This window comes from Streptococcus sciuri (genome assembly GCF_024814375.1).
Taxonomy (GTDB): Bacteria; Bacillota; Bacilli; order Lactobacillales; family Streptococcaceae; genus Streptococcus; species Streptococcus sciuri.
In genome coordinates this window covers 1-12,372 of record NZ_JANUXX010000006.1, presented here as the reverse complement: position 1 = coordinate 12,372, position 12,372 = coordinate 1, and the positions used below count along the sequence as shown (strand labels likewise).

Below are 12,372 nucleotides of genomic sequence, written 5' to 3'. Positions count from 1 at the left end.
TTATAGTCAGCTGATGATGGACAATCGTTAGTTTTTGAGTGAATTCCTTTGACAAATTTCTCAAGGTTTGATAGAATAAAAGCGTCTATGAGACACACTCTTTCTTGGTTTTAGGAATGCCAGACCTAGGACTCGGATAGAGCATCAACTTCAAAGGAGATATACAATGGCAATTTCAAAAGAGAAAAAAAATGAAATCATCGCACAGTACGCACGTCACGAAGGAGACACAGGTTCAGTTGAAGTGCAAGTAGCCGTATTGACTTGGGAAATCAACCACCTTAATGATCACATCAAACAACACAAAAAAGACCACGCAACTTACCGTGGATTGATGAAAAAGATTGGTCACCGTCGTAACTTGTTGGCTTACCTTCGTCGCAAAGACGTTAACCGCTACCGTGAACTAATCCAATCACTTGGTCTTCGTCGTTAATATCATACGTACGAAAGATGAAAGCTCTAGCTCTCGTGCTGGGGCTTTTTGTTATCAAAAGTTAAGAAAGGGCTGAAATTTGAGCTAAAATGTGATAAAATAAAGGTGATACATTGTTTTATGCAAAGCTGAAGAAGAGGAAACTTCTTTTCTTGAACTTTGTAGAAAACACGGTATCTGGTGCAAGCAAAGCACAAAAACGTTAATTTTTGGAGAATTTTATGACAAAACAAGTCTTTGAAATGACCTTTTGTGGACGTCCTTTGAGTGTAGAAATCGGACAAGTGGCAAAGCAAGCAAACGGCGCAGCACTTATCCGCTATGGAGAGACTACCGTCTTATCAGTCGCTGTCATGTCTAAAAAAATGGCAACAGGTGATTTTTTTCCCTTACAGGTCAACTATGAGGAAAAAATGTACGCTGCAGGTAAGTTTCCAGGGGGCTTTAACAAGCGTGAGGGACGTCCTCCACTGGATGCAACGTTGACAGCAAGGCTCATTGATCGTCCTATTCGTCCGATGTTTGCAGAGGGTTTTCGAAATGAGGTACAAATTATTAACACCGTTTTGTCTTATGACGAAGATGCGTCTGCACCGATGGCAGCCATGTTTGGCTCCTCTCTTGCCTTGGCTATTTCGGATATTCCTTTTGATGGGCCGATTGCAGGGGTGCAGGTAGGTTATGTGGATGGCGAGCTTATCATCAACCCAAATCAAGCGCAAAAGGCGATTTCTCTTTTGGAATTGACAGTAGCTGGTAGCTACGATGCTATTAATATGGTAGAGTCTGGTGCCAAAGAATTGTCAGAAGAGGTGATGTTGGAGGCACTTCTAAAAGGTCATGAGGCTGTCAAAGAGTTGATTGCTTTTCAAGAGGAAATTGTCGCTAAGGTTGGTAAGAAAAAAGCAGAAGTTGATCTCCTTCAAGTCGATGCTGATTTGCAAGCCGAAATCATTGCAAATTATAATGGCCAACTGCAAGTGGCTGTTCAAGTCGAAGAAAAGAAATCTCGTGAAGAAGCGATAGAAATTGTCAAAGAAGAGGTTATCGCTATCTATGAGGAAAAGTACGCAGACCATGAAGATTTTGACCGTATCATGCGAGATGTGGCAGAGATTCTTGAGCAAATGGAGCATGCTGAGGTACGCCGTCTCATCACTGAGGATAAAATTCGTCCTGACGGGCGTCGTGTTGATGAAATTCGTCCGCTAGAAGCTGAGATTGATTTCTTACCTAAAGTGCATGGTTCCGGACTATTTACGCGTGGACAAACGCAAGCGTTATCTGTCTTGACCTTAGCTCCGATGAGTGAGACACAGGTTGTTGATGGGCTTGATCCAGAGTACAAAAAGCGTTTTCTTCACCATTACAATTTTCCTCAGTACTCTGTTGGTGAGACTGGACGCTATGGGGCGCCAGGACGTCGTGAGTTGGGACATGGTGCGCTAGGCGAGCGTGCGTTAGCGCAAGTCTTGCCAAGCCTAGAAGAGTTCCCTTATGCTATTCGTTTGGTGGCTGAGGTTTTAGAGTCCAATGGTTCTTCCTCACAGGCTTCTATCTGCGCAGGAACACTAGCTCTCATGGCTGGAGGTGTCCCTATCAAAGCGCCTGTTGCTGGAATTGCGATGGGGCTTATCTCAGATGGTAGCAACTATACTATTTTAACGGATATTCAAGGCTTGGAAGATCACTTTGGAGATATGGATTTCAAAGTAGCAGGTACTCGTGCTGGTATTACAGCTTTGCAAATGGATATCAAGATTAAAGGAATTACACCGCAAATCTTGCAAGAAGCTCTAGATCAGGCTAAAAAAGCTCGTTTTGAAATTTTAGATGTGATTGAATCTACCATTGCAACACCCCGTCAAGCGCTTGCTCCGACAGCGCCTAAAATTGATACCATCAAAATTGATGTGGACAAGATTAAGGTTGTTATCGGAAAGGGTGGTGAGACTATTGACAAGATCATCGAAGAGACAGGTGTCAAGATTGACATTGATGAAGAGGGCAATGTTTCTATCTACTCAAGTAATCAAGATGCGATTAACCGCGCCAAAGAAATTATTGTGAGTCTGGTGCGCGAGGCTAAAGTTGGTGAGATTTATCGCAATGCCAAAGTCGTACGTATTGAGAAATTTGGTGCTTTTGTCAATCTGTTTGATAAGACAGATGCTTTGGTGCATATTTCTGAGATTGCTTGGACACGAACAGAAAAAGTTTCAGATGTTTTAGAGGTTGGTGAGCGAGTCGATGTCAAGGTTATCAAAATTGATGATAGAGGTCGTATCGATGCATCCATGAAAGCGTTATTAAAAAGACCCGATAAACCAGCTAAAGGAGAAGATACCCATGAGTAAATTTACAGAGTTTGATTTTCGTTTGCGTGCTTTTTTAAAAGAACCTGACCATTTTTTAAATGGCATTGCCTTAGTGGATGCTTTTCACACGATGTCTATTTTAGCGCCAAAAGAGCTTTATGCTATTGAGGTCGAGGGGCAGAAGGTGGTTCCAGTTTTTACAACTGAATCTGATTTACAAGCCTTTAAGGATACTCAAGAAAGTAACAAAAAACAAAAGTGGGTTGAGCGTATTGCTTTTGATGTGATGGAGGATGAAATTGCACAATCTTGGGATGGGCTTGCCTTTAATCTCAAACCAGAAAAAGAAAGCGATAACAGCGTTGTCTTTACCAATAGTGAGCTAGTACCTTATATCAATCAGCTGACAAGTGTAGTCAACACCTTGATGACCGAAGAAAATACAGATGCTGACGTTATGGATAAGGTCTACCTAGTACCTGTATTTGTCTTTCCAAAGGGTGAACAGCAGTTTGAACGTCTCTTTCCAACGATGGCAACATCAAAGGGTAAGCGCTATGTGCCAGCCTTTACATCACTTGATAGTTTTGCTAAATGGTACAATAACCCAGATTTTGGTGTTCCTTTTAGGGAAAATCAAGGTGTTGTTGTTACGTGGACCATCGATGATATTTACCGTCCACGTAATGGCGAAAATGATTTAGAAGAAACATTTGGTGTAGCCATCAATCCTTTTGATGAACAGCAGATTTTAGTGGATTGGTCCGATATTGAAAGTGAATGAGGTAGTTTATGGGTTGGTGGAGAGAAACCATACAAGTTGTAAAAGAAAATGACCCTGCGGCAAGGAATTCGCTTGAGGTACTTTTGACTTATCCTGGTATCAAAGCTCTAGCTGCGCATCGTCTATCACACTTTCTTTGGAGGCATGGTTTTAAACTCTTAGCTCGTATGCACAGCCAGTTTTGGCGTTTCTGGACACAAATCGAGATTCATCCAGGAGCACAGATAGAAAAGGGTGTCTTTATCGACCATGGAGCTGGCTTGGTTATTGGGGAGACTGCTGTTGTTGAGACAGGCGCCATGCTCTACCACGGCGTGACCTTAGGTGGTACAGGAAAAGATGTCGGTAAACGCCATCCGACTGTCAGAAAAGGTGCACTTATTTCAGCTCATTCCCAGATTATAGGACCTGTTGAGATTGGTGAAAATGCCAAGGTTGGTGCAGCAGCGGTGGTTGTTTCAGATGTACCAAGTGATGTGACGGTCGTTGGCATTCCTGCTAGGGTTGTGCGCGTGCATGGCAAAAAAGACAAAGACGCTATTCACCAGATAGAAGAAGAGCGTGAATCCAAATACTACACCTCAAAGCTAGATCAACTTCGCAATGAAAGTCTCCACTCCTCAAACCTTTAAAGGTTTGAGAAATAGCAAAGGAATGAAAAGATGATAAAAATTTACGATACCATGTCACGCAGTCTGCGGGACTTTCTCCCACTCGAAGAAGGAAAAGTCAAGATGTATGTCTGCGGTCCAACGGTCTACAACTATATACACGTAGGTAATGCTAGAAGTGTAGTGGCTTTTGATACCATTCGTCGCTACTTTGAGTACAAGGGTTATGATGTGACTTATGTGTCAAATTTCACAGATGTAGATGATAAGATTATTAGAGGTGCGCATGAGGCAGGTATGAGTACCAAGGACTTTTCAGATAAGTTCATCGCTGCCTTTATGGAGGATATCAAGGCGCTTGGCGTCAAGCCTGCCAGCAAAAACCCTCGTGTCATCGACTATATAGATGACATCCAAAAGTTCATTGAGGTCTTGATTGATAAGGGATACGCCTACGTTTCAGAGGGGGGTGTTTACTTTCGTGTAGAAAAAGCGCCAAACTATGGGAAGTTAGCTAATAAAACCCTAGAAGAGCTCGAAGTTGGAGCTTCTGGTCGTGTGGATGAAGAAACTAGCCACAAAGAAAATCCTATGGACTTTGCTCTCTGGAAAAATGCAAAGATTGGTGAGGTTGCTTGGACAAGTCCTTGGGGTTTGGGACGTCCTGGTTGGCATATAGAGTGCTCCGTTATGGCGACGGAGATTTTAGGTGACACCATTGACATTCATGGTGGTGGGTCTGATCTTGAGTTTCCTCATCACACCAATGAAATCGCTCAATCTGAATCTAAAACTGGCAAAACTTTTGCTAATTATTGGATGCACAATGGCTTTGTCAATGTCGATAATGAAAAAATGTCCAAGTCACTAGGCAATTTTGTGACAGTGCATGATTTGCTAGAGAGTGTGGAAGGTCAGATTTTACGCTTCTTCCTCTCAACGCAGCACTACAGAAAGCCGATTAACTTCACCGAAAAAGCACTACATGATGCTAAAACCAATCTCAAATATCTTAAAAATACTTATTCTCTTCCCATCAAGGAAGATGTGGATACAACTGGTTTAGAACAGTTTGTGGCAGACTTTGAGTCAGCCATGGATGACGACTTTAATACCGCAAACGGTATCACCGTCATCTTTGAGTTTGCCAAGTGGATTAACTCAGGGCATTACAATGGGGAGATTAAAGCGACCTTTGCACAACTGCTTTCTATTTTTGGTATTGTTTTTGAAGAAGAGATACTTGATAGCGACATCGAAGCTTTGATTGAAAAACGCCAGCTAGCACGTCAAAACCGTGATTTTACAACAGCAGATAAAATTCGAGATGAATTGGCCAAAAGAGGTATTAAGCTTCTTGATACCAAGGACGGTGTGAGGTGGACACGTGACTAATCTAGATATCAATCTGATTAATGGTATTGCCCTTGCCTTTGAAGGGGATGCTGTTTATGCCATGTATATCCGTCGCCATCTCATCTTTCAAGGAATGACAAAGCCGCAAAAGCTTCACCAAAAAGCGACGCACTATGTTTCTGCAAAAGCCCAAGCCATGCTGATTGACCGTATGATAGAGGATGACTTTCTCAGTGATAAAGAGATTGAGATTTATAAGCGTGGAAGAAACGCTCACAGCCACACCAAGGCTAAGAATGCAGATATCGTGACCTACCGCATGTCAACAGGCTTTGAGGCGCTGCTAGGATATCTCCACATGACGGAGAATATCGGACGCCTCGAAGAGTTGATTGCTTGGTGCATTGAGGCTGTCGAAGGAAAAGAGAACTAATGGAAACAAATGATATCGTTTATGGGCTACACGCTGTAGCTGAAAGCCTGCAAGCAAATACTGGTAATAAACTCTATATTCAAGAAGACCTTCGTGGTAAAAATGTTGACAAAATCAAGCTCCTTGCTAAGGAGAAAAAGGTTTCTATCTCTTGGACGCCTAAAAAGATACTGTCTGATATGTGTGATGACGGTGTGCATCAAGGCTTTGTCCTCAAGGTAGCAGCCTTTAGCTACACGGAGTTTGATGTTCTTCTGCAAAAAGCAGGACAAGAGAAAAATCCGCTCATTCTCATCCTAGATGGACTGACAGATCCGCATAATCTTGGCTCTATTTTGAGGACAGCAGATGCGACTAACGTCTGTGGTGTCATTATTCCTAAGCACCGCTCTGTTGGTATAACCCCTATTGTGGCAAAGGTGGCGACAGGTGCGCTTGAGCATGTGCCGATTAGTCGTGTGACCAATCTCAGTCAGACCCTAGATAAGCTAAAGACCAGGGGCTTTTGGATTTTTGGGACGGACATGAATGGCACTCCCTCTCATCAGTGGAATACACAAGGGAAGCTTGCACTCATTATCGGAAACGAGGGCAAGGGAATCTCTAAAAATATTAAAAAACAAGTGGATGAGATGATTACTATTCCGATGAATGGGCATGTGCAGAGCTTAAATGCTAGTGTCGCTGCCGCCATTCTTATGTATGAAGTGTTTAGAAACCGTCTGTGAGAAAGAAAAATAGCCTACTGGTTGATGGCTGCAACAGGATTGCTTTTTGGAAGTCTACTCATCAACTGTTTTTAAAACCAATCGCTTAGAGGAAGGGCATAAATGACTACTTAAAAAGCCCAAAAGATATGGTATTGCTTTCATTTTTCTATCCGACGTTGTTGAACAAGTGACTTTATTTTTAAAATGAGAACAATTAAGTGATTTTTACTGTGAAAGCTATTTGACAGTAAGCTAGGTCAATCTATCCTGATTAACGGAGAATATGTTGATATGGGAAAATTCCGTGACTTTTTCTTGATATTAGAAAATCAATTATGGTATAAAAAATTGAAAAAATGAAAATAAATGTTAAAAGGTTTATGATATGTCTTAAATCATATAGTAGCCAAATGAAAAGCGTAAAGAGAAATATAAAAAAGTACTCTAATAAAATCATTAGCAATTCTTTTAAAGAAGCATTCTACCATATTTTCATCTTCACTAATAGCAGTGTAAAAGCAGATGAAATTCCTGTGTTACCTGCTTCAGAAGTTATTGCTAAGCATATTCCTGACGCTATTATCAGTGAAACGGATATACCAGAATTTGACTTTAATTCTTTCATGATTTCAGATAGAAATTGGGTTGCAAATACATATGGTAATGGTGGGAAATGGATTTACAAATAGACTATAGAACCATATAGTTATTATCAACATTCTGGAACTGGGCAATGGCGAATGATACAAACAACTTCTACGGTAAATCATACAGTCAATACAATTGTTAATGGCATTGCGACAAATTCAAGTTCTTGGACTATCTCATATGATAACCCAGCGTTTGCTCATTTGTTGGGAGGCTGATAACGATGCCATCAAAGATTGAACAGTTAGAAAATGCAATTTATAACCTCATTTTAGACGTGGAAATAACGGATAAAGAGCGCCACATTTTTTTAAAAGCAAAAGATGATTTTAGTGACAAAAAGGATTCTAGTAGAATCATTTCAGACTTAAAAATAGAACTAGCTCCTTTAGGATTAAGACAACAACTATCTCCAAAAGCTTTGGAATTTTATGTCAACTTACAAAAAGAGTTTCCCGTTCGTGATAAAATAGGGAGACCTAATGGCTTGTTTTTCTAGTGATAAAATGGATGTAAGACGATAGTAAAGCGGTCGGACAAGTTGTCATATTATGGTTGTGACCATTGACACCCTTTTTGGAAGGTGTCTTTTTTGTGCGTTGATTTGCATAATAGATCTCTGCAGGAGTTCCTCGGAGAAGCGTTTATCATGATGTAGCGGATTCATGCCAAAACAGAACAAATAGCAACATTGTTATCGTTTACATATTTGACGGAATTGCTGTATAATAAAATGTGATGTTTTACCACTTTTGTTTATGATACTTTCAGGTTCTGTCGTACCTTCTGTAAAAGCGCTGGCGGATATGACTACTCATTCTAACTCTGTTTCTTTAGTGCTATTTCAAAAATCCGATTATTGATATTTGAAAAAAAGAGTATTTGGACTAAAGTCGCTAAAACGGTTATTAGGAAAACAATTAAATATGAGTATTTGAGGAAGTCCGTTCAAATAAGTATTATATAGTGTTGCTTATGTAGCTACTCAGAATGCTATTTGAAATAAAATGCAATCCATTCAAAATATAGTGCAGTTGAAGAACAATAACTAACTAAAGTTATTCAATATATTTTTGATTATGCTACTATTGATAACGAACAAGGTCATATTGAAAATATTGATTTTAATGTGACTCGTTATGGAGATAGTCAAGAATTAACTACTGTAAAAGGTGATGTTAATGCTGATTTAATGGATAGTGTGAGTGCTTGAAACCGTATTGTTGCCATTCAAGATACATTGGAAGTAACAACTGTATCAAGTTTGCTTAGTGCTGGCATTGTAGGGTTAGCTCAACGTCAAGCAACAACTGAAATGGCGAACTAATGCTTAAAGTAGGCATCAAGAATGTAGGTTCTGTAGCATCTTTGATTTGAATCTTTGAAAGGTGTAGGTGGTTTTAATGGTAAAACGATATCGTTTTTATGTATTGTTTATTGTTGTCATTTCGCGATTTATTTGGTTTGCTATCACAGGGAGAAGCCCCCTCACCGATTTTATTGGAACGGTATTTTTAGGGACGATAGCTTTAGTTATTAGCCAAAAAGCATTTAAGAAAATGAAGTGATGAGATTATCCTATATGACATTGAGCTCTTCTTTGGGGGCTTTTTTCAATACTGATAGGAGAACCCTGCCTTTACTGCTAAAAACTTTCGTGTTATAATCTAGTAAGATTTTGAGCTTAAAGATAGCAGATGTTTTACGGTTTACGCATTGAAAAGAGGATGTGTTGATAAGACATCAGATACAGATAACCTTGATAGACTTCGTCATACCACACAAAATGATAAACAAAGAAAAATACTTGAGTAATAACGAGATGAGATAGATTGAAAAGGTGAAACCTCGCATTGTAGAAGAAAGGACAATATGGAAGCAGAAAATCAGCGTCAAGAGCAATTAGAGAATTTTGTGAAACACACGCAAGAAGAGTTCAAACAACTTTATCCAGAACTTCAAGAACTTTCAGAAGAGGAAGCACTTGAAGTGCGAAAAGAACTCATTAAAGAGCAGGAAAAAGAAAATGCGAGTCGTCTAAAGGAACACTTGGAGGTCTTTTCGGATGCGGTTATCGCTGTCATCGCTACCGTAATGCTCCTTGAGATACCGACTCCCAGCCATGAAGATAATCTCCACAATTTTCTTTATAGTATCCTTATTTTCTTCGTCACTTTTTTTGTCATTGCTGATATGTGGTGGGACAATCACAAAAATTACAATCAGGTGGACAGTGTAAGTCCAAAAGTCGTTATCACGCAAATTTTCTTTATGGCTAGCATGGCTTTGTTGCCTGTTTTTACTCGCTGGATGATGGAGGATACGACTCGTATTGCCGTTATCAGTTACGGTGTTGTCCTCGTGGTGACCAATTTTTTTCAATGGCTTATCGAGTACTTCGTCTCTCAAGAGCGTTTCGCACAGACCATCTACGTCAAAAGTATGTTAAAGCGTATGAGTTATATGCGCTTAATATCAGCTACTATCATCAGCTTTTTTATCATCGCCATGTCTTTTGTTAATCCCTACATCGCCTTTCTCTTTTACATTTTAAGTCCTATTGTTTCTTTTGTGCATTCTCTCAATTCGCGTCGCAATCCTGATATTGGTCAGCGCTTGATGGCTTTTAGAGAAAAAAGGCGCTAACGCTGGTTATTATTGCATTTTACTCCTTATCCAAATGAAGGAAATAAAAATTTTAAGTTTTCTTTATGAAATCCTTTACATGACTCGAGAGAAGTGATATAATGAACCATGTAATTATTTAGAGGAGGTTGCGACTATGTCAGTTTTGGCTATTTTGAAATTGGTCTTTGGTGCGATTGGGGCTTTGTTCACTTTCCTTGCAGGCCACTTGGGATAAGTTAGACTACCCAATTGTCAACTTAAGTTGACAATAGTTTCCAGACTATCTGAATCATTCAGATAGTCTTTTTCTTTCTCCTAGAGGTAATAAGTAATATTAAATGTAATTTGCGCTTCACACAAAGTTATGATAAAATAGGAGAGAATATATAGTTGAAAGGGATAGTTTATGTTTAGAAAGTATCATGGTAAGCATGAAAGACAACGTTTTTCTTTGCGTAAGCTCAGCGTGGGGACGGCGTCTGTCTTTTTGGGAACTCTTGTTTTCCTTGGAACTAGCACGAGTGCCAGTGCCGAGGATGTACAGGTATCGACGGATACAACACAGGCGACACGGTTGGAAAAGAGTGCGTCGTCTTCGTCTGATGTCTCTAATGTAGACAGCACAGCTAGTACAAATCAAGCAATCACAGACACAGAGAAAGCGACTGTAGCGAGCGAGCAAGATTCATCAGAAAAGAGCTCATCAAGCTCTACAGTGTCTGAGGAGAATGCCAAGTCTACTGACAGTTCCACAGTACAAGAGGATAGTACTCGTGTGACAGAGCAAACAGCACCAGCAGAAAGTCAGACAGAGGCAAGCACTGAGACAGAGCAGGTAGAGGATCAAGGTGTCAGTGCTAGTCAAGTAGTATCATCTGATGATAAGTCAGCTAGCGCAGATAGTGTATCAGTGACCAGTGTGTCAAACACTAGCTCAAGCGCTACAGTAGGAGCAGACTTAGCTCCAGCTAGTACGATTGGTTCTCAATCTACCCAGACTAACCAAGAGTCTGCAACCAGTGACAAGGATGCAAAGACAGAGCAGGTCACACCGACAGAGGAGAAACCCACAGAAAAGCTTGTTGCCAATGAGACACAAGCTACAGCTGCAGCGGTTCTTGAAGCAAATCAAGTGGCTACAGATGACAGCAGCAGCAGTCGCAGACGCTCTAGACGCAGCCTATCAGATAGCTCTACAACGCTTATCGACATGCGAGATGCTAATAATAATAATAATAATAATATAGGCGACATCGTCTCAAGTAATCCTAAGGTCATCTCGACAGAAGGTTTTGCTCTGGGTGATATTCCGACCCCAGAGTTGCGATCTGAAGCAAGTGGTTATCAGTACTGGGCTTATGACACAGATCCAAGCCACTATGTCATCGCTGTTGTTGAAAACTTTAGAGGTGGAAAACCGATAGGAGACCCAGCAAATAAGGTTGGAGATGGAAGCGATGCAGACTACGTCTACACTTTTTCTCTCGCTACTGATAAGACAAATCCTGGTACCATCTACGTTGAATTTTATGGGAAACAAAAGCAGTGGCTAGGAGAGACGGTTGTCAAAGAGGGAGAAACACAAAAAAACGGTGGGTTTACCTTTAGAAACGAAAACCAAAGCATTGCTTGGGCAGTCTCTGGTAATAAGATAATAGGTGGAGATACTCTCTACACGTGGAAACGTGCCCAGTCGCACTACTCCGGCAAGGGTCAGTTCGTAGGAGATACCTACCCTATTCCAACTAAGGTGACGTCCACTGTCCAATATGTGGATCAGAGTGGTTCAGAGATTGGGACAGTTTCGATTACCGGTCTATCTGGTCAAAAGTACACCGCACCACTCAAAACGACCATTACTACTGATAGCGGAGGGCAGCTCACCTCTGCCCCTGCAAAGGCAACTGGTGGTTTGACTGTGACAAGTTCAGGGACAGAACTATTAGGACAGCTCTCTAACTGGCATATAGGTTACACCTATACTAATGATTTATCAGGACGTACCTATGTAGCAGTACCCGGTGTGGAAAGTGACTACTATACAGTGCTACCTTCACGCAATAGTGATGGCACCTGGGATGAAACGAGTGCAGAACTTAAAGATCCGTCAGAAGTTAAACCATCTCTCGCTTCAGATGGGCTCGTTGCCGTAACTGCACGTGGTGCAAATGGTGGAGATCCAGCCTATATTCCGATGTCCGAAACAGCATATCGCTATATGGGAACAGTCTCAAATGGTGGTACAACTGCTTCGCAGTATGTGGATAATCCCTTTTCAGGGGGAACAGCAGCACCAGTCTATGTCTTTACTACCATAACGAACAAGACGGTTCCAACCAGTCAAACGGTCACCTTTGAGGGAGCAGGCGATGCGACCCCAGCAACCGACACGCAAAATGACTACAGCTTTAGTGGTAAGCACGATGAGGTGACAGGTAGCGACACATG

At 41.0% G+C, this 12,372-nt stretch carries 12 protein-coding genes; all 12 read left to right on the top strand.

Annotation, left to right across the window (positions count from 1 at the left end; translation table 11 throughout):
* The first annotated feature begins 166 nt into the window (after positions 1-166).
* Positions 167-436 carry a 30S ribosomal protein S15 gene (gene rpsO / locus NXS10_RS05570; protein ID WP_115268123.1) on the top strand — a complete coding sequence of 90 codons (270 nt, stop codon included), beginning with the start codon at positions 167-169 and terminating at the stop codon, positions 434-436.
* Positions 437-657: 221 nt separating this feature from the next.
* Positions 658-2,793 (top strand): polyribonucleotide nucleotidyltransferase, encoded by a 2,136-nt coding sequence (pnp, locus tag NXS10_RS05565; protein WP_259138606.1) that lies wholly within the window; start codon positions 658-660, stop codon positions 2,791-2,793.
* Positions 2,786-3,538 (top strand): SseB family protein, encoded by a 753-nt coding sequence (locus tag NXS10_RS05560; protein WP_259138604.1) that lies wholly within the window; start codon positions 2,786-2,788, stop codon positions 3,536-3,538. The genes pnp and NXS10_RS05560 overlap by 8 nt, the downstream gene beginning before the upstream one ends.
* 8 nt (positions 3,539-3,546) lie before the next feature.
* Positions 3,547-4,170 carry a serine O-acetyltransferase gene (cysE, locus tag NXS10_RS05555; protein WP_259138600.1) on the top strand — a complete coding sequence of 208 codons (624 nt, stop codon included), beginning with the start codon at positions 3,547-3,549 and terminating at the stop codon, positions 4,168-4,170.
* A 30-nt stretch (positions 4,171-4,200) separates the two neighbouring features.
* The gene (gene cysS / locus NXS10_RS05550; protein ID WP_259138598.1) at positions 4,201-5,544 is read left to right on the top strand and encodes a cysteine--tRNA ligase; all 1,344 of its coding nucleotides are present in this window, start codon (positions 4,201-4,203) and stop codon (positions 5,542-5,544) included.
* Positions 5,537-5,938 carry a Mini-ribonuclease 3 gene (locus tag NXS10_RS05545; protein WP_259138596.1) on the top strand — a complete coding sequence of 134 codons (402 nt, stop codon included), beginning with the start codon at positions 5,537-5,539 and terminating at the stop codon, positions 5,936-5,938. Before cysS ends, NXS10_RS05545 begins: the two co-directional genes overlap by 8 nt.
* On the top strand, positions 5,938-6,666 hold the full coding sequence (gene rlmB / locus NXS10_RS05540; RefSeq protein WP_259138592.1) for a 23S rRNA (guanosine(2251)-2'-O)-methyltransferase RlmB: 729 nt from the start codon (positions 5,938-5,940) through the stop codon (positions 6,664-6,666). Before NXS10_RS05545 ends, rlmB begins: the two co-directional genes overlap by 1 nt.
* Before the next feature lie 338 nt (positions 6,667-7,004).
* Positions 7,005-7,337: a hypothetical protein gene (locus NXS10_RS05535; protein ID WP_259138590.1), complete on the top strand. Its 333-nt coding sequence runs from the start codon at positions 7,005-7,007 to the stop codon at positions 7,335-7,337.
* A gap of 182 nt (positions 7,338-7,519) precedes the next feature.
* A complete protein-coding gene (locus NXS10_RS05530; RefSeq protein WP_259138588.1) occupies positions 7,520-7,795 on the top strand; it encodes a bacteriocin immunity family protein in 276 nt (91 codons plus the stop codon).
* Between the two features lie 904 nt (positions 7,796-8,699).
* Positions 8,700-8,864 (top strand): hypothetical protein, encoded by a 165-nt coding sequence (locus tag NXS10_RS05525; RefSeq protein WP_259138586.1) that lies wholly within the window; start codon positions 8,700-8,702, stop codon positions 8,862-8,864.
* Between the two features lie 304 nt (positions 8,865-9,168).
* Entirely contained in the window at positions 9,169-9,942 is a 774-nt protein-coding gene (locus NXS10_RS05520; protein ID WP_259138584.1) for a TMEM175 family protein, read from the top strand.
* A gap of 388 nt (positions 9,943-10,330) precedes the next feature.
* On the top strand, positions 10,331-12,372 hold a 2,042-nt coding region (locus tag NXS10_RS05515; protein ID WP_259138581.1), incomplete at its 3' end, for a YSIRK-type signal peptide-containing protein.